Raw genomic sequence first — 17,951 nt, 5'->3', positions numbered from 1 at the left:
GAGTGAGTTTCGTGATTACATTGGTGGATATACGGCAGGACAACGGAGTGGACTGGTATGAAAAGGCTAGTGCAAATAGCGACAACGATGACTTACTGTTCATTTTGGTCACCTTTGGCAAATGTGTATATTGGGTGAACGATTGCAAATTCATTCTCGGTAAAGGTGAAACACTGCTTTTACCCAGTCATCTGGATTACTATGGCAAGAGCATTCCTACGCTTTTTCATACCAAGTATGTGATACATTGCCGCAAAACATGTACGAACAGCACACTTCCCATCCTGAATACTGACAAGCCGTTGTTGATCAAGCCCGGATGCTACGACATGCTGCATGAACGGATCAAATCGATGTACTATCAATGGACTGAACACCCAAGCTACTACACCATGATGGCTGACTGTCTGCTGACCGAGGCCATGATATATATGAATCAGGAATGGGACAAAGGCGCCATTTCTTGCGATCGAGAGCGACATGTGGAACATATGAAACAGTATATCCAGAACCATTACCGGGAAAAGGTAACCAAGGAGGAGCTTGGCGACGCCATCCGTAAAACCCCCAATTATGCCGCGACGCTGCTGCGTGAGGTAACACGCCAAACGATCAGCGAGCATGTACATACGCAACGTATTAAAACCGCCATCTACATGCTGACCGAGTCCCGGCTAACGATTCGTGAAATTTCGGAGTATGTGGGATATAGTGATGTGTCCTATTTCCATCGAATCTTCAAACGGTTAACAGGCTGCTCACCGTCCGAATTTCTGGATGAACGTTCCTCCATCGTTTAGAACTACAGAAATAGGATTATGGGAAGATGATACGAAGCAATTTTGAATTTGAAGCTAGGGTGTGTACGCAAACTGTGAAGCCGTCCTCTGGGTTGCCCGTACCGGTGCTTCATGGCATTATTTACCCGATTATAATGGCCCTTGGTCTTCAGCCTACAGCTTTTTCTGGCGTTCGTGGTTGATGCACTGGCGAATCCGCTCTGCTTTGAGTTAACACCGGGACAGGCAGATGATTCGGTAATGGATTCCGAGCAAACGAGACCGGAGGAGGAAGCGGGCGTATGACCAGGATACGTATAAAGAACGGCCAATTGATCGACTGTTTTTTTAATAAAATGAAAAATTATCAGAACTATAACACCTGATTAAGCTTGCTTTCGGGTTCTTCACCGTTTTTTATATGCTTTATATTATTCACAAAGAAATCATATCTTTTTTTATGCAACTTGACGCCATCTGGCATGCCAGCAGTATGGGGAGTAAGTATGACATTACTCAGATCCCTTAGTTCACTGTCAATTGAAAGCGGTTCAGATTCAAACACATCCAAGCATGCTCCTGAAATTTCTTTATCTTTTAAAGCAGCTATTAAGTCATTTTCATTGACAATCCCACCGCGAGCCGTATTGATAAAAAGTGCGGTATTCTTCATCTTTTTGAATACTCCTTTATCAATCAGTTGTTTGGTTTGCGGATTCAGTGACGTATGTACAGTGACTATATCTGATACGCTTACAAGATTATCGAAATCCGTCATTTTTACAAAGCTGTCAGGTTGTACAACGGCATGTCTAGCATTAACTAGCACATTCATATCAAAAACCCTGCAAAACTCAGCTACTTTTTTACCGACAGCACCAAAGCCGATAATTCCTATCGTTTTATCTTTTAATTCACTTCCTGTATAATCCAACTGTTTTTCATCTGTTCTGGTTTTCATGAATCTATCAAGGTAGGGTATGTTTTTATAATAAGACAACATCAGCGCCATTACATGCTCGGCCACTGCCTGCGCATTCACTCCTGCAGCATTAGCTACCCAAATACCTAGTTGCGTGCAGGCATCAATATCTACATTATCATACCCTGCACCCGTCTGTACCAGTTTCAAATTCTTTGCCATGGAAAGTAAGTCGCGATCCACTTTGATATGTTCAGGTATGATTACCTGACAGTCTCCAATATGATGCAGCATTTCTTTTCCCGGCGGCACAATTACAATGTCCCAGTCATTAGGAAAATATTTTTTAATATTTGATTTTGAAATTTGTGTAAAATAGCCTACTATAAGAATTTTCATTGTCAAGCCACCTCCAATTTCTTTGTTTTTACAATAATATGTTTATTGATATTTGTAAAATTGATCGTTTATATAAATTCTACATAGACTGAATTTTTGAATTACATTCGTATTCACAAGCGATCAATGACCTCCAACGATTTGTCATTGACGCGTTTCATGAAGGCTGCGACATTGATTCGAATATGATAAAACTTCTTGTAAAATACGTTGTGAACGACATCGCTCTTTAGCCACTTCCATAAACCTTCAATCAGGTTAAGGTCAGGCGAGTACTTCGGCAGAAAAACAAATTGTAATCGGTGATGCTGCTTCAAGAAATCTTGCACTTGGGCTGCATGATGAATGCGGCCGTTATCCAGGATCATCCACAATATCGACCTAATTAGATTGATTAGAGCCTATACGCAAACCTATTTGAGCCACATCCTTATCGAAATCAACGCCAAAAAAGCCTTGAACATGCTCGCTGTCTTGTCATAGCGGATTGCCCAGCGCATCCACCACGGCATGGATTTTCGTGGTTAATCCGCCTCGGGAACGTCCGATCGCTTGCTTGCTGGCCCCCTTTTGCGCCGGCCCCATGCTGATGGACTCGGACAATCGTTGAATCAATCATCATTTGCTCAAAGTCAGGTTCAATGGTAACGTGCTTCAGGATTTCATCCCAAATGCCGGCCTTTTGTAGGCGCCAGAAAAAGCTGTAGACCGAGGACCAAGGACCATAATAATCGGGTAAATCACGCCAAGGAGCACCCGTACGGGCACCCAGAGGACGGCATTCAACATTTGACGACGGTTTTTGGGTGGTCGACCTCCTTGTGATTTTCGTACTGGGGGCAAAAACATCTGAACGACTTCCCACTCACGGTCTGTTAATTTGTATCTTCGTCTCATATCTCTTATTCTCCAAAATATTCTCTTGATCTACAGTTTGCGTACACACCCTAGAAAAAAGAACGCTCATTTTTTTGAGCGTTCCTGGGAAAATCAGTTTTCTTCCTCTTTTTTTTCGTAGGTGAAATTTCTTAAAATGACCTGTTTTGTTTTAGAAGTTATTTCTTCTCCCTTATTATCCAAATTTGCAACCTGATCACTTTGGTACTTGTTTGGAACCTTAACGGGATAAAAATCTCCGTGCTCAGTTAACAGGACATGGGGTTGTTTAGATTCAGCTAGATGAGTTAGTTCTTTCTTTCTCTCTGGTGAGAGCTGGTTAGAATCATCGGTTGCCTTAGTCTCAGTTTTGGTTACACTGGTTTTAGAATCGCCGGTTACCTTAACCTCAGTTTTAATTTCATTAGCAAAAGTTTGGCTTTGAATGACGGTTATAACCCCTCCGATAAGAACAGTTAGACCTAAGACAACAACACTTGTTCTTAATCGCTTGTTCACACGCACACACCTCCCTTCTCAAAAGATGTATTACGTATTTTAGAAAATATTAGTATTATAACGAGTTCATAAAAAACATAATAATCGTGGTTAAGTACCATTACCTGATATTCTCCAATACCTGAAGCTTTAATTTGAAAATTCCTATTTTCATCTGTATATCTTCCATAAACGGCAAAAACCTCTTTTTCAACAGCAATTGATTCTATGGGTTTCGCATTTTTGATAACTTCATTATATTCTTCAGGCGTCAAACCGCTCAATAGTGAATTCGAATTAGCAATTGAAGAATATGGTGGGAAGTCCATTTCATTGAGATGCTCTGAAACCATTGCGTTATGAGCCGATTGTTGGCCAAAGCCAAATTACGTATCCGGATACGTAATGATAAAGTCTATAAAAAACGGTCTCCCCACCTGGAAGCTTCTCTAGCATCCCTTTTCAACAAGGGCCAAGAGCGCTCCAAAGTAGGGCGACCGTTATAGTTCATTTATATGCGAATCTGTGCTTATTCCGAAATCATATTAAGTTGAAGAACCCGCTGTTTTGACCTCTTCCAGCATTTTATCGTTATAGCCAAACATCCAGGTCAGGACAAAGGCTACAACCATAGCAGCCAAGTTCGCCAAAATGTAAAGCGGAAGCTGATGGTTCATGTAGAGCAACGTGCCTGGAATGACTGTAACTGCCATACCTGTAGCCGCCAAATGGAAGAGTGAAGCGATAAAACCGCCAACCGCACCACCGATAAGCCCCATGACAAAAGGCTTCATGTATCTCAGGTTGACCCCGAAAATAGCCGGTTCCGTAATCCCCAGAAAAGCAGACAACGAGGAAGGAAGTGCTAACGCTTTTAGCTTGCTATTCTTCGTTTTCAGTCCAACCGCCAGACAGGCAGCACCTTGAGCAGCCATAGCGCAGGTAATGATGGCGTTAAAGGCGTTCGCGCCGTTCTTTTCAAGCAGTTGAATCTCCAAGAAATTAAAGATATGATGCACACCTGTAACAACGATAATCTGATGCAAGAAACCGATGACAATCCCTGCAATACCGAAAGGCAAATCCAGCACAAACGTTGTTCCGTGCAGCACCCATTCTTCGAGTGAATGGAAAATTGGACCGATTGCAAACAATCCCAGGGTGATCATGATCAACAGTGTTAAAAACGGTGTAAGAATCAAATCTAGCGCTTCAGGCACCCGTTTGCGCAGCGCCCGCTCCAGCTTGGCTCCGATCAAGCCCACGAAGAAAGCTGGCAATACCGAGCCTTGATAGCCCACCACAGGAATGAATCCGAACATCGTCAACGGGTGGGCTGAACCGTCCGCAACACTATAAGCGTTGGGCAAGGCTGGATTTACCAGCATCAGACCGAGAACGATACCCAGCACTGGACTACCACCGAATACTCTAAAGGCTGACCATGCGACTAACGCTGGCAGAAAAGCAAAGGCCGTATCTGTTAATACTTGTGTGTACAATAGAAAATTGGGTGAAATGTCCTGTGGCGTCATGCCAAGTAGAGCGAGAATTTGCGGCTGAGTGAGCAAGCCACGTAGCCCCATGAACAGCCCTGTAGCGACCAGCACAGGAATAATCGGTACAAACACATCACCAAAGGTACGGATGGAGCGCTGGAAGACGTTCCCTTCCTTTTTCGCCTGACTCTTCACCTCTTCTTTAGATGAACCAGTCACGCCAAGCTTTTCAACCTCTTCGAAAATTCGATTTACCGTACCTGTACCAAAAATAATCTGATATTGCCCGGAATTGAAGAAAGCACCCTTGACCTTGTCGATCTCCTCAACTTTTTTCTGATCAATTTTCTCCTTGTCATGCACCATAATCCGCAAGCGCGTCGCGCAATGAGCAAAAGATGCAATATTTTCTTGCCCACCGATTGCCTGGATCACTTCTTTAGCTATTTCTCTGTTCTCCGCCATGATGTTCATCCTCTCGTTGATTCCGTTATGTTTGATGATTAACGATCCACTTGATGTTTTAGCCTACTCATGTAAAATCCCATTTCACCGCCTGGAAGAGAGCCTCTCCCTTGTCGGCAAAAAAGCGTATTTCGTCACTCTCTGGATGCGGAAAAATACGACTGGTGAACACCTCTTCCCCATCATTGACGAAAATCTCAACCGAAGACGTATCTACAAACAAATGAAGTTTGATATGATCTTTATCCCATGAACACTGCCGTATCTCACCATACGAAGTGGCTACAGGCTCACCTGATTGCGAACGATCCAATACAAGTTTGCGACTGATGGCATCATATTTAATTACCGTTTTCTCAGTCTCACTCGCACGGAATTCAATACCAAACATCTTAGCGCTTAAAAGATCTACCTCACAGATCAGCTCATAGGCCGTACCTGTAAATCCTTCATAGGTTTTGCTCTCTGAGAATAACGTGTCAGCTACCCGATCCTCACGATTTCTGCGTAGCGTAGTCAGCTCAGGAATTGGCCGCTGCAAGAGTTTGCCCTCATGAAGCGTAAGCTCCCTTGGTAATGTCAGACAATGAGCCCATCCGTTCGGATCTGTGGGATAGTCGATATCCGGCAGACCCATCCATGCCACCATAATACGCCGCCCCTGCGGGTCAATCATCGTCTGTGGCGCATAGAAGTCAAAGCCTCTGTCGAGCTCGTGGAATGCGCCGTGCTCCAGTATTTTTGTACCGGTATCTAACGGCTTGCCGATTACGTAGCCCGATTGATAAATATTGTGATTTTCATCCCCGGAAGGCTCCAAGCCCTGAGGAGAAAAGATCAAGACACCCGCTTCGTTCAGTTCAAAATAATCCGGACATTCCCACATGTAGCCAAACGACTCCAGCCCTGTGCACAATTCTCCCTCAAACTCCCATGAATGAAGGTCGGTTGATCGGTAGAGGACGGCGCAGCCTGTTAAATTCGTTCTTTGGGCACCAATCACACAGTAAAAGCTATCGCCGTCTTTCCATAGCTTGGGATCACGAAAATGGTCTGTATACCCTTCTGGCACATTGGAAATAACGGGGTGCTCCCATTTAGTAATGCGACCGTTCTCGTCCATAACAGCCATGCATTGATAAGGATGTCTGATCCAATCTTCATCTCGTGCATTTCCCGTATACAGCATATATAATTTGCCCTCATGCTCCAGTGCGCTGCCTGAGTAAGCCCCATGTGAATCAAAATAATCCCCAGGTGCAATGCCAATACCCGCACTATTCCATGTGGCCAAATCTCTGGATTTCAAATGATACCAGTATTTCATCCCATGATCCGTTCCGAGTGGAAACCACTGATAAAATAAGTGGTATTCACCTTGGTAATACGAAAAGCCATTAGGGTCATTGAGCAAACCTGTCGGTGGCTGGATATGAAACCCCTGCCGCCAGTGACATTGCTCCACTTTCTCCTCCAAGCTGGCTATTTCACCGGGCTCTGCCTGCTCGATCACTCGATACTTTTGTTCTCTTGTCATTTTCATAGTTGTACCTCATTTTTATTAAAACTTCGCCTCAGGAACCGGTTCCAAATTAGTGAAAAAAATATTCTTTCGGAACCGGTTCCCATACGATTAAAAAAATGCTCATCCATGGATTTGCAACCGATTCCATTTATGTCCGTATACTATGGAACCGGTTTCGAAGAAATTATAATCCACTTGTTCAGCGTTTGTCAACGCTTTCTCTTTCGATAAGGGAATAATTCATGACCGTCACTTTTTCTACCGATTTATGTTCTACCAGCCGCATAATATTTTGCGCTGCTACACGTCCAGCATCCATATACGGATATTGAACGGTTGTCAGCGCAGGGTGAATGACCTCCGTAATATCGTATCCCCCAAAGCCAGTTACCGACAAATCCGACGGAATGACAATCCCTCTGGAATAAGCAGCATTGATTACGCCCAGCGCAATATTATCCGTAGCACACACCATTAACGTTGGCTTGAAATTGTCCAAAATAGCGGATGCAGCAATTCGTGCATCGGACATTTTAAATCCGGTCTCATAGTATCTGATATCATACCCTGCTGCTTGCATCGCATCGTCCGTACAAGACTCAGTAGGCAATGCATCGCGTACAGCCTGCCTAAAGCCCTCCTTGCGCTGCACACCGACGGCAACATCCTTTTCAGTAACACCAACGTAGGCAATTTCGCGGTGTCCCTGAGACAAAACGTACGTGCCAATATCATATCCTGCACGATAGTCATCATGGATAAGGCTATGAAGCTGCTCGTGCTGCTGGCCCACCAGCAACACTGGAATACCGATGTCACGAATCGCGGTCAGATGGTCGTCTGTAATTTGAGCAGCCAGCAAAATGATACCCGAAATCTTTTGTCGGCCCAGCTCATAAATGGCTTCGATTTCACGCTGTACATCCTGGCTCGTATTGGAGATCAGCATCTGATAATGCTGAGAACGCAGTTCCTCATCAATCCCCATCAGCGTATGAGATGTCGCAAAAGAATCCAGACGCGGCACAACGGTGCCGATGATGTTGGTCCGCTTCGCCTTAAGACTCTGGGCAAAGGCATTGGGCACATAGCCCGTGGCTTTAACCACTTTTTCAATTTTTCGTTTCGTATCCACGCTGACAGACCCGCCGTTCAAAAAACGGGATACCGTGCTCTTGGATACACCAGCCATTTGGGCTATATCTGCAATCGTCTTATTCATGAAGTCCCCCGGAGATTTTTCGTATTCACAAGCTTCCAAAACGTCTCTTTTCACATAACCCTATAATACCATATGGCGGGATTGGATTGCTGTGGCTCCAGACCCATCATGCAAAAACGCCGTCCCTTCAGTGAAGAAGGAAACGGCGTCTCATGATGAACGTAATTTTAAAAATCAAAGTTATCCGGATCTGGACCTACCCGAAGATCGGCATTTAACGCCTGAATTCGATCCATATCCTCGCGCGTCAGTTCGAAGTCAAAAATATCGGCATTTTCGACGATCCGATGCGCCTTGGTAGACTTGGGAATGGTGACAACTCCCTGCTGCACATCCCAGCGTAAAATCACTTGCGCCACCGATTTACCGTACTTGGTCGCTATGTCTTGCAGTACCGGATGATCCAGCAATTGGCCTTGCATTAACGGGGACCAGGCTTCCATTTGAATGTCGTTCCTTTGACAGAATTGCAACAGCTCGGTTTGGGTTAATTGTGGATGGAACTCCACCTGATTGATCATTGGCTTGATTTCAGCATCTTTCATGAGATCTTCCAAATGATGAATCTGGAAGTTGCTGACTCCAATTGCCTTAATCCGTCCTTCTTTATACAAGGATTCCAACGCTCTCCAAGCTTCTTTATACTTTCCCTGAACTGGCCAATGAATCAGATATAGATCCAGGTATTCCAGACCCAGCTTATCCAGACTGGCTTCATAAGCTGCTCTTGTCTCTTCATAGCCTAAATCTGCATTCCACACTTTGGACGTGACGAACAGTTCTTCTCTGGACAGATTATTTTCCTGAAGGGCTTCCTGAATAGCCTGCCCTACACTGCTTTCATTCGCATAGATTGCAGCTGTATCTATACTGCGGTAGCCATGCTTTACAGCAGCCTTTATAGCATCGACCAGCTCCGAACCTTCCTCCACTTTAAATACCCCGATGCCAAACCAAGGCATACGAACTCCGTTGTTTAACAATGTTGTGCTTTGTAAGTTTTGTGTCATTTTGTATCTTCCTCTCTATTTTTTAAAAGCTTTAACCTGTAATGGTAGTTGTATCCCTTTTTTCGAGCATACGACTCCAGCCTGTGAGCAGGACCGCAACGAAAACCATAATGCTCCCGATCCAGGCTGTATGAATGAGACCGAGTGAATCCGTTACAATTCCGCCTACATAAGCTCCGATGGCTATCCCTGCGTTGAAAGCAGCAATATTAACAGCAGAGGCAACATCGACAGCTTTGGGTGCAAACCGTTCGGCTAACATGACTACATATACCTGTAACCCGGGCACGTTCATAAACGCAAGCAATCCCATAAAGAAGATCGTAATCAGTCCTGCCGTTTTAAAAGGTGCCGTGAACAACAGGAGAAAAAGGATCACTGCTTGAATCAGAAACATGTAAAACAAAGCTGAAAGCGGCTTACGGTTTGCTGCTTTTCCGCCAATGACATTCCCGATGGCAATCGCAATTCCATACAGCAAAAGAATAAACGTTACCGTACTTTGCTGAAATCCGGTTATGTCGTGGAGTAATGGAGATAAATAAGTAAACACCACAAATGTGCCTCCATACCCCAAAGCTGTAATGATAAATGCAAGTAGCAAGCGACCATTGGTAACCAGTTTGACCTGCTCGCGGAAAGGAGTCTTGTTCCCTTTGCGCAGTGTAGATGGCAGCAGAATCAGATTGGCGATGAGTGCCACTACACCGACGACCACAATCGCCATAAATGCAGCCCGCCAACCCCATTGCTGCCCAATATAGGTACCCAAAGGTACACCTGTGACTGTGGCTACGGTCAACCCGGAGAACATAATGGAAATCGCACTCGCTCGACGATCATCCGGCACAAGATCGGCCGCGATGGTGGAACCGATGGACATGAACACCCCATGGGCGAACGCCGAGATCACACGTGCAATCAGCAGCAAGGCAATTCCACTAGAGACCGCAGCAAGGCTGTTACCTGCAATAAATATAATCATGATCCACAGCAGCAACGTTTTACGGGGAACACTTGATGTTAATGAGGTCAAGACAGGTGCCCCGATGGTAACTCCTAATGCATACAGCGTTACAGTTAGTGCGGACATCGTTACAGATATGTGCAAGTCTTCAGCAATGAGGGGAAGCAGTCCCACGCTGATGAACTCAGTTGTCCCAATCGCAAAGGCGCTTACGGCTAGAGCCAGTAATGGCCATATACTTCCTTTTGATTCTGGCGACATGTTTTTCCCTCCTATCTATAGAAATCTTCAACCAACAGATGTTATTATGAGTTATTCAAGCAATTATGAACAGTACGTACTTTTTAGTGATATAGGTACCAAAAAGTACCCTAAATAAAGTCCTTTTTGATTAAAACAGGATGTTAAGGTATGTATAACAGAAAAGCGATACACATGGAGGGATCGGCATTGGGGAAGAAAAAATACAATATCTCTGTTGAGGCGACGTTAGAGGTGATCGGGGGGAAATGGAAATGCGTGATTCTGTGTCATTTGACACATGGAAAGATGCGGACAAGCGAATTAAAACGGATGATGCCTTCCATAACACAAAAAATGCTGACTCAGCAGCTTCGTGAATTAGAGGAAGACGGCATTGTCAATCGGATTAGCTATAATCAGGTTCCACCCAAAGTGGAGTACGAGCTTAGTGAATATGGATGTAGTCTGAAAAGCATTTTAGATTCTCTTTGTGCCTGGGGAGAAAGACATATCATCAAAGAATATGGGGATAAATCTGCGGTTTTGGAAGATAACATTCTGAATAAGCTGTAAAGCCAAAAAGAGCGCCTGCAATACATCAGCAGGCGCTTCCTCTTTCTCCAAATTCCAAGGGTTACGAATGGGGCATTATTTTATTTTGTGAAATCAATGACCATGCGTCCTTGGATTTTGCCCTGCTCCATCTCCTCGAAGATCTCATTAATGTCTTCGAGCGGACGTTTTTGTACAAGAGGGACGACTTTACCTTCTGCAGCGAACTGGAACGCTTCTTTAAGGTCTTCACGAGTGCCGACCAAGGAGCCAATAACTTGAATGCCGTCCAGAACCAGACGAGGAATGTCCAGATCCATCTTATCGGTTGGAAGACCTACAGCTACAACACGCGCGCCAGCTTTTACAACGTCGATGGCCTGGTTGAAAGGTGTTTTGGCAACAGCAGTAACTACGGTTGCATCCAGACCAGAACCGTTTGTTAACTCCTTGGCTCGGGCGACCGGATCTTCTTTCATACTGTTAACGGTATAGTCAGCACCAATTTGTTTGGCCAGTTCTAGTTTTTCATCACTGATATCAAAGGCTACAACTTTAGCATTGAATACATTTTTGGCATATTGCACCGCCAGGTTACCCAAGCCGCCAATGCCGAAGATACCGATCCATTGGCCTGGTTTGATTTCACTTACTTTAACTGCTTTATATGTTGTAACCCCTGCACAAGTTACACTACTTGCAGCGGCAGGATCAAGACTATCTGGTACCTTGACCGCGTAGTCAGCTGTGACAATACATTGCTCTGCCATTGCACCGTCTACCGTATATCCGGCATTTTTAACTTCACGACACAGCGTTTCCCGCCCAGTTAGGCAATATTCACAATGACCGCAGCTTTCGAACATCCAGGCAATACTTACGCGATCACCAATTTTAAGACTGGTTACTCCTTCACCTAATTCAATGACTTTTCCAATACCTTCATGCCCTAGAACTCTGCCTGTGACATCACCGAAATCTGCATTTTTCACATGTAAATCTGTGTGGCAAACTCCGCAGTATTCAACTTGGACTAACGCTTCTCCATGCTTCAAGGAACGCAAAGGTCTCTCTTCTATACTGACTTTCTTGTCTTTTGTAACAATTGCTGCTTTCATGTAGATCTCTCCTTTAAATAGATATGGAATTATTTTGTAATGTACACTCATTATTATAGTAATTTTTGCCCAAAAAGGACAAATATAAATCTAACTTAAAACTATTTAATCCAAAAACGCTTCTTTCTAAGTCCTTGGACCCTTGTAGGAACTTTGTACAATAATTTACAATGTAAAAAGTTTCACATATTCTATTTTGGAAGAAGGATAAAGAAACATGAAAAAAAACTGGAAAGGTTGCCTGTTCAGCATATTTGCCATTATCTTGGCTGTATCGGTAACAGGATGCAATTCACAGCCCGCCATTTCTAGTACCACTAGCACTTCATCCTCATCAGTTAACAACGCTCATGCAGTTGTTCAGAAAGGCCCACACTGGTCCTATGAAGGAGATCAGGGACCGGAACATTGGGGAGAGCTGGAAAAAGATTTTGTTGCTTGTGGTAACGGCCACGAACAATCTCCTGTCAATATAGAGCATACCCATCTGGAAGCATCGCAAACACAGCAACCGCTGCAAGTTCATTACACTAAAACGAAAGCATCCATTTTGAATAATGGGCACACTGTGCAAATCAATGTTGCCGATGCCAGCAATAACATCATGCTGGACGGTACTAAATTCACTTTAAAGCAGTTTCACTTTCACCACCCGAGCGAACATCAAATTGATGGTAAAAATGCTGAAATGGAGCTTCATTTTGTCCATCAAAGCGACAACGGAAGCACAGCTGTCTTAGGGGTCCTTATCCAAAGTGGCAAAGAAAACAAGGCTTTCAACCGCATTTGGTCCAAACTGCCGAAGGATATTTCCCAAGAAGCGGCTCTGGATGAAGAAATAAATCTCGCTGCGCTGCTGCCAAAAGACCTGCACTCCGTTCGCTACAACGGATCGCTGACTACCCCGCCATGCACAGAACATGTAAATTGGACAGTGCTGGAGCAGCCTATTGAATTGTCCGCAGACCAAATCAACCAGTTTGCTGCCATTTTCCCCGATAACCATCGTCCTGTACAACAACTGGGAACCCGGGAACTGACTGCTGATAAATAATAAAATAAAGTGCCGTAAGATGTAAGGTGCATTCTATATTTGAATACCAAAATAAGACCCCTCTGTTCAATCTAGTTAGAGGGGTCTTTTCGGTATTAAATTTACTACTCATTACAAGCGCACCAGTTCCTCCACCTTCACTGGCTGACCTGTACGCATAGAGCGGTTGGCGGCGATGCCAGTTAAAATGGACCATGCACCGTCGATATGTGAGGCCGCACGATGAAACCGATCTTCTGCCGGCTTATCAAAAATATCCCGCAGCATAACTGGATCTCCTCCGCCATGACCACCTACGCCTTCTTCTACCTCGACCTCATAAGGTGCTGCAAAGTGGGGATAGATGGTGATAGTCTTCTCTTTGAGCGCACCCTCATCTGCCTTGCTGCCACCGGAATTAACATAGGATTGCTCGGATACCCGAACCTCCATCCGTCCCTTCGTGCCATTAAATACGATGATAAAGCCCTCCCAAGGCATATAAGCATTCAGTGAATAGTTCATCACCGTCTTGTTCTGATACTTCACCATGACACTCAGCGTGTCTTCTATGCTGATATTGTCGCCAAATACGCTTTGATCCCGCACATAGCCATCCTCATGCTCAGCATCCAGATACATACTTTTTAGATGCTCATTACGGTCCAGGTGTAGCGCAAAGGGGTCATTCTCCGCTGCCTTGCTGCCGTAAGCCCGTTGATAAAACTCCGTCACGCCACGCTGCTCCGCATTTTCCCGGCCGTAAAATTTCAGATCTCCCATCGCATACACCGTCTCCGGTTTCGAGCCAAGCCAGAAGTTCATCAGATCAAAATGATGCGTCGATTTATGCACTAGCAGACCACCGCTATTGCGCTTGTCACGGTGCCACCGACGGAAATAATCTGCGCCATGCTGTGTATTCAGCAACCACTCGAAATTGACTGACAGCACCTCTCCGAGCGTTCCGTCCATAATAATCTCGCGGATTTTCGTATTATGCGGCGCATAGCGGTAGTTAAAGGTGACGCGCAGCTTCCGTCCCGTGCGGTCTATGGCATCCAGAATGTCTTGGCATTTGTCCTCATCCACCGTCATCGGCTTCTCAGAAATGACATCACAGCCCAGCTCCATCGCCCGGATAATATACCGGTGATGCACCCGGTCAATGGTCGTGACAATGACGATATCCGGCTTCGTCTCCGCGATCATCCGATCAAACTCGTGTGCTTTATAGGTCGCAATCGGCTCATACTCGTATTTCTCCTGCAACAGCTGATTGGCATAATCCATTCTCGTCTGATTGACGTCACAGAACGCGATCAGCTCCGAGGTATCTTTGAAAACGGTAACAACTTCACCGTAAAAAAATTCGGCTCTTCCTCCGGTACCCACAAGCGCATATTTGATTTTAGCCAATTGGCTCACACCCTTTACATGAATTGCTTTTATTTTATAGTATAAGAAAGAGCGAAATCTTCGCTTTTATTATGATTTTTCCCAAAAAATATACATATATTATCCTTATGTATTCTTTCATTAAAGGAGACTATCGATATGATCGCTACACCCCGCTTTGCCATTGAGCAAGCGCTACGGACGGTGCCATTCAGCATGTCCGCCGACCATGTCCACCAAGCGCACGAAATCTATTATTTGCTGGCAGGAGAGCGTTACTACTACATTAATCAGCGGGTATACGCGCTCCAGAAGGGCGATCTGATTTGGATTAGCAAACATGATTTTCACCGTACAAGTAACAAGGGTAGCGGTAGCCATGAACGGATTTTGATTAACTTTGATGAAGAATTTGCAGCCTCGCCAATGACTGTCTCTCCCTCCAGCGATCAGAACCAGCCTCTTCTGCCAGAAAAAAGCTTTCTGCTTCGCCCCTCCGCGGAAGAACAATGCGAGCTGGAGCATCTATTCCAGCAAATGCTGGATGAATACTACCAAGAACATGCCTACCGCCAACTATATCTCCAAAGCTTGCTACTCCAGCTCCTTATCCGCATCCGGCGCATACAATCGGCCACTGCCGATACCATTGCACCGGAACGTAGCGAAAAGCAGCAACGCGTGTACTCAGTCATCGCATACCTGCATGCTCATTATGCCGAGAGCCTGTCACTAGATCAGCTGGCTGATCATTTTTATATTAGCAGCACGTATTTGTGCCGTATTTTCAAGCAGACAACAGGTTTTACCTTAGTAGAATATCTTCAAGATGTGCGGGTCCAGCAGGCTCGTGTGTACCTGAGAGAAACAAACTGGAAAGTGACTTCCATTGCTGAAAAAACGGGTTTTGACAGCATCGCTCACTTTGGTCGTGTATTCAAGCATCTTACCGGGCACACCCCGCTACAGTACCGAAAAAAATACAAAAAGGAGTAGCCATACGAAAAATCGCCATCTCCTGTTCCAAAGGTTCTCGGAGTTTTAAAACCCGAAGGGTTGGTGTAATCCAAAATGTGCGTTACATCTCCCTTTACATTACGATAATAGCTGTTACTATAGAGCCATGATCCCTTACTGATTTCAATCAGTAAGGGATTTGGAGCGGAATACCCATTTGAGGTATACCATGTTTCATGATCTTCCCATTTGAGTCCTATCAAAGTCACGTGGAGTGCGTAGCTCGGATGGACTTTATCGGAAAAGGCTGAAAACCAAAACTTGTGATGGTTTTCAGCCTTTTCACACCGTCTTTTGATTAGACACACTCCCGGACATTACGTCAAAAGCTATATGCAGGTCTTCAAGCTGGAATATGTGCATAGCTCGACCGCAGAGACGCTTTGAACGCTACTTTTTTCAATGCGAGAGGATCATGCGGCTCTTGTTTTATAAATTCAGTCCACTTAAAGCGGCTGGGAGGTATAAATATGCTAAAAACGATATTAGTTGTAGACGACGATGAAGAAATCGTAAAACTCATCACAAAGAGTTTAAGATACGAGCAATTTGCAATAATTTCGGCATATTCTGGGGAAGAAGCCTTATCTGCATTGGAAGAAAATAACATCGATTTCATCATTCTTGATATAGTAATGCCTGATATGGATGGACTTGATGTCTGCAGAAGTATCCGAAATTCTTATAATGTTCCAATTTTGTTTTTAAGTGCGCGTGATAAGGACATTGATAAAATCGTCGGGCTCGAAATAGGAGCAGACGATTACATGACCAAACCTTTCAGTATTCAGGAGCTTGTCTCCAGGATAAAGGCTCACTTCAGAAAAGTGGACAGGCTTTTTAAAGAGTGGGATGAACTTAGTCCCAGTAACGAAAAGGCGGATTCTCCGCTCATTTTGAACGATAAGACGTTTGAAGCATTCCTGAATAGCAGGAAGCTCGACTTATCAACGAAGGAATTTCAGATTCTGTCTATCCTCATGCGCCACCCCAATAATGTATTGACTCGTGAACAGATATATGAAAACGTCTGGGGAGACGAATACGGAGAAATAAATACCGTAACGGTTCATATAAAAAATATCCGTAAGAAACTTGGTCCTGAATATGACTTTATTAAAACAATATGGGGCATAGGATATAAATACACGGAAAGAGAGCAATAGTATGAAACTGAAAATAAAGCTTCCTCTTTTGTTCCTGCTGATGTTTATAATATTCATGTTTTCGATTGGAATGTACCTGAAGCTTGTCTTTGCAGTATATTCCCCTATACGCAGTTCATTGCTGGACTCGCGATATATAGCATTGCTCCTGCCCATATTTGCAATTGCCTGTTTCATATTTATTATTCTGATTATCTATATTCATTTTTGCATAGAGAAACCCATTCAGCTTCTGAATACCAGGCTTGAAGAAGTAAATATTGTACATCCACTGCCTCCGCTAGCTCTGAGAAGTAATGACGAGATCGGAGAACTTTATAAACACTTCAATAAGATGGAGCACCGGCTTCAACTCGCCCACAAAGAGCAGATCGAGATGATCGCGGCAATTGCCCACGACTTGAAAACACCCTTGACATCTATTAATGGTTTTACTGAACTGCTGGCTACGCACAAGGATTTACCAGAAACTGAAAAGCAGGAATATTATGATTTGATTCAAAAGAAGTCAGGATATATGGTTGAACTCATCAATGATTTTTCCAGCTTCACCAAAGAAAAACTGGAGTTGGAATCTATGGTAGCTACACCTGTAAAAGCATCAAAATTATTTGAAAACATTGCCCTTGAATATGAGTATGAGTTGGCAGGACTTGACAACGAGCTTACTTGCCGCCATTCATTTACGGAAAATATATTGCTGATGGTCAATGAACCGATGATACGTCGGGTTTTCGGCAACCTCTTTAGCAATGCTGTAAGATATGGAGGGAAAAATAAGCTGAAAGTGTATATGACTGGATACCCGCTAGGACAGTATGCCTTTTTTCAAATCGAGGATAATGGAATTGGAGTGCCGGAAAAGGATATATCTTCTCTGTTCCTCAAATTTTTCACTGTGGATAAATCGCGGCAAATCCAAAAGGGCGGACTGGGGCTGGGGCTTGCAAGCTGTAAATCCATTATTGAACATCATAGGGGCGAAATTTGCGCCTACCCTTCCGAATATGGCGGTTTGGGGATAAGATTCAGTCTTCCCTTGGCCGCACAACACTGATTTTATTTGTGCACATTTTCTTTTACTACAGGAGTTAAAGGCTACTGCCAGGTGTGAACACCCAGGCAGCAGCCTTTTTTATTTTTTCAGTGTTTTATAATTTTTTATATTCTCTTTACAAACATTTATTTTTCTTTTAAAAAAGCTTTATCTTTGTGTTGTAAAAATTACTTGTAGTAAAAAAACTACAATCACTAGAACTGGA

General features: G+C 44.1%; 17 protein-coding genes and 2 pseudogenes. 6 read left to right on the top strand and 13 right to left on the bottom strand.

Annotation, left to right across the window (positions count from 1 at the left end; all coding sequences use genetic code 11):
• Window positions 1-11: 11 nt before the first annotated feature.
• Window positions 12-800, top strand: a complete 789-nt coding sequence (locus MKY98_RS01425) for a helix-turn-helix domain-containing protein (protein ID WP_029516864.1) — start codon at window positions 12-14, stop codon at window positions 798-800.
• 352 nt (window positions 801-1,152) lie between these two features.
• Here the strand turns inward: MKY98_RS01425 and MKY98_RS01420 are convergent, their stop codons facing one another.
• From MKY98_RS01420 to MKY98_RS01375, 11 genes and pseudogenes are all read right to left on the bottom strand, one after another.
• Complete coding sequence (locus tag MKY98_RS01420) at window positions 1,153-2,100, bottom strand: NAD(P)-dependent oxidoreductase (RefSeq protein WP_069010125.1); 948 nt, start codon at window positions 2,098-2,100, stop codon at window positions 1,153-1,155.
• 113 nt (window positions 2,101-2,213) lie between these two features.
• A pseudogene (locus tag MKY98_RS01415) lies at window positions 2,214-2,468 on the bottom strand (transposase); the annotation flags it as partial.
• A gap of 109 nt (window positions 2,469-2,577) precedes the next feature.
• Window positions 2,578-2,715, bottom strand: a complete 138-nt coding sequence (locus MKY98_RS27010) for a hypothetical protein (protein ID WP_209018523.1) — start codon at window positions 2,713-2,715, stop codon at window positions 2,578-2,580.
• A gap of 55 nt (window positions 2,716-2,770) precedes the next feature.
• Window positions 2,771-2,997 (bottom strand): annotated as a pseudogene (locus MKY98_RS27005) (transposase); the annotation flags it as partial.
• Between the two features lie 93 nt (window positions 2,998-3,090).
• Complete coding sequence (locus tag MKY98_RS01405) at window positions 3,091-3,495, bottom strand: hypothetical protein (protein WP_069010127.1); 405 nt, start codon at window positions 3,493-3,495, stop codon at window positions 3,091-3,093.
• On the bottom strand, window positions 3,492-3,827 hold the full coding sequence (locus MKY98_RS01400) for a hypothetical protein (protein WP_141695415.1): 336 nt from the start codon (window positions 3,825-3,827) through the stop codon (window positions 3,492-3,494). The genes MKY98_RS01405 and MKY98_RS01400 overlap by 4 nt, the downstream gene beginning before the upstream one ends.
• Window positions 3,828-4,019: 192 nt before the next feature.
• Window positions 4,020-5,438 (bottom strand): sucrose-specific PTS transporter subunit IIBC, encoded by a 1,419-nt coding sequence (locus tag MKY98_RS01395; RefSeq protein WP_029516869.1) that lies wholly within the window; start codon window positions 5,436-5,438, stop codon window positions 4,020-4,022.
• Window positions 5,439-5,505: 67 nt separating this feature from the next.
• Window positions 5,506-6,981 (bottom strand): glycoside hydrolase family 32 protein, encoded by a 1,476-nt coding sequence (locus MKY98_RS01390; protein ID WP_069010130.1) that lies wholly within the window; start codon window positions 6,979-6,981, stop codon window positions 5,506-5,508.
• 181 nt (window positions 6,982-7,162) lie between these two features.
• Window positions 7,163-8,185, bottom strand: coding sequence for a LacI family DNA-binding transcriptional regulator (locus tag MKY98_RS01385; protein ID WP_029516871.1), 1,023 nt, complete (start codon window positions 8,183-8,185; stop codon window positions 7,163-7,165).
• Between the two features lie 167 nt (window positions 8,186-8,352).
• Complete coding sequence (locus MKY98_RS01380; RefSeq protein WP_029516872.1) at window positions 8,353-9,195, bottom strand: aldo/keto reductase; 843 nt, start codon at window positions 9,193-9,195, stop codon at window positions 8,353-8,355.
• 31 nt (window positions 9,196-9,226) lie between these two features.
• The gene (locus MKY98_RS01375) at window positions 9,227-10,423 is read right to left on the bottom strand and encodes an MFS transporter (protein ID WP_029516873.1); all 1,197 of its coding nucleotides are present in this window, start codon (window positions 10,421-10,423) and stop codon (window positions 9,227-9,229) included.
• Window positions 10,424-10,612: 189 nt separating this feature from the next.
• On the opposite strand from MKY98_RS01375, the gene MKY98_RS01370 reads away from it, so the two are divergent.
• Window positions 10,613-10,978: a winged helix-turn-helix transcriptional regulator gene (locus MKY98_RS01370; RefSeq protein WP_013368959.1), complete on the top strand. Its 366-nt coding sequence runs from the start codon at window positions 10,613-10,615 to the stop codon at window positions 10,976-10,978.
• Window positions 10,979-11,058: 80 nt separating this feature from the next.
• Here MKY98_RS01370 and adhP read toward each other — a convergent pair whose 3' ends face one another.
• Complete coding sequence (gene adhP / locus MKY98_RS01365; RefSeq protein ID WP_069010132.1) at window positions 11,059-12,075, bottom strand: alcohol dehydrogenase AdhP; 1,017 nt, start codon at window positions 12,073-12,075, stop codon at window positions 11,059-11,061.
• A gap of 217 nt (window positions 12,076-12,292) precedes the next feature.
• On the opposite strand from adhP, the gene MKY98_RS01360 reads away from it, so the two are divergent.
• Window positions 12,293-13,129: a carbonic anhydrase gene (locus tag MKY98_RS01360; RefSeq protein ID WP_069010134.1), complete on the top strand. Its 837-nt coding sequence runs from the start codon at window positions 12,293-12,295 to the stop codon at window positions 13,127-13,129.
• A gap of 111 nt (window positions 13,130-13,240) precedes the next feature.
• Here the strand turns inward: MKY98_RS01360 and MKY98_RS01355 are convergent, their stop codons facing one another.
• The gene (locus MKY98_RS01355; protein ID WP_069010135.1) at window positions 13,241-14,527 is read right to left on the bottom strand and encodes a Gfo/Idh/MocA family protein; all 1,287 of its coding nucleotides are present in this window, start codon (window positions 14,525-14,527) and stop codon (window positions 13,241-13,243) included.
• Window positions 14,528-14,665: 138 nt separating this feature from the next.
• On the opposite strand from MKY98_RS01355, the gene MKY98_RS01350 reads away from it, so the two are divergent.
• The 3 genes from MKY98_RS01350 to MKY98_RS01340 all read left to right on the top strand — a co-directional run bounded on the left by MKY98_RS01350 (window position 14,666) and on the right by MKY98_RS01340 (window position 17,746).
• A complete protein-coding gene (locus MKY98_RS01350; RefSeq protein WP_029516877.1) occupies window positions 14,666-15,502 on the top strand; it encodes a helix-turn-helix transcriptional regulator in 837 nt (278 codons plus the stop codon).
• A 491-nt stretch (window positions 15,503-15,993) separates the two neighbouring features.
• Window positions 15,994-16,689 (top strand): response regulator transcription factor, encoded by a 696-nt coding sequence (locus MKY98_RS01345; RefSeq protein ID WP_029516878.1) that lies wholly within the window; start codon window positions 15,994-15,996, stop codon window positions 16,687-16,689.
• A gap of 1 nt (window position 16,690) precedes the next feature.
• Entirely contained in the window at window positions 16,691-17,746 is a 1,056-nt protein-coding gene (locus MKY98_RS01340) for a HAMP domain-containing sensor histidine kinase (RefSeq protein WP_029516879.1), read from the top strand.
• Window positions 17,747-17,951 lie beyond the last annotated feature (205 nt).

Origin of the sequence: Paenibacillus sp. FSL M8-0228, from assembly GCF_038007385.1 — a bacterium.
Lineage (GTDB): Bacteria > Bacillota > Bacilli > Paenibacillales > Paenibacillaceae > Paenibacillus > Paenibacillus polymyxa_D.
Note: the sequence above shows the minus strand (reverse complement) of the source record. Positions and strands in the feature narration are given on the sequence as shown.

Coding starts and splice junctions, on each gene's coding strand:
- MKY98_RS01375 (WP_029516873.1), bottom strand. CDS start 10,423: ATGTCGCCAGAATCAAAAGGAAGTATATGGCCATTACTGGCTCTAGCC.
- MKY98_RS01360 (WP_069010134.1), top strand. CDS start 12,293: ATGAAAAAAAACTGGAAAGGTTGCCTGTTCAGCATATTTGCCATTATC.
- MKY98_RS01340 (WP_029516879.1), top strand. CDS start 16,691: ATGAAACTGAAAATAAAGCTTCCTCTTTTGTTCCTGCTGATGTTTATA.
- MKY98_RS01345 (WP_029516878.1), top strand. CDS start 15,994: ATGCTAAAAACGATATTAGTTGTAGACGACGATGAAGAAATCGTAAAA.
- MKY98_RS01385 (WP_029516871.1), bottom strand. CDS start 8,185: ATGAATAAGACGATTGCAGATATAGCCCAAATGGCTGGTGTATCCAAG.
- MKY98_RS01350 (WP_029516877.1), top strand. CDS start 14,666: ATGATCGCTACACCCCGCTTTGCCATTGAGCAAGCGCTACGGACGGTG.
- MKY98_RS01380 (WP_029516872.1), bottom strand. CDS start 9,195: ATGACACAAAACTTACAAAGCACAACATTGTTAAACAACGGAGTTCGT.
- MKY98_RS01400 (WP_141695415.1), bottom strand. CDS start 3,827: ATGGTTTCAGAGCATCTCAATGAAATGGACTTCCCACCATATTCTTCA.
- adhP (WP_069010132.1), bottom strand. CDS start 12,075: ATGAAAGCAGCAATTGTTACAAAAGACAAGAAAGTCAGTATAGAAGAG.
- MKY98_RS01420 (WP_069010125.1), bottom strand. CDS start 2,100: ATGAAAATTCTTATAGTAGGCTATTTTACACAAATTTCAAAATCAAAT.
- MKY98_RS01395 (WP_029516869.1), bottom strand. CDS start 5,438: ATGGCGGAGAACAGAGAAATAGCTAAAGAAGTGATCCAGGCAATCGGT.
- MKY98_RS01390 (WP_069010130.1), bottom strand. CDS start 6,981: ATGAAAATGACAAGAGAACAAAAGTATCGAGTGATCGAGCAGGCAGAG.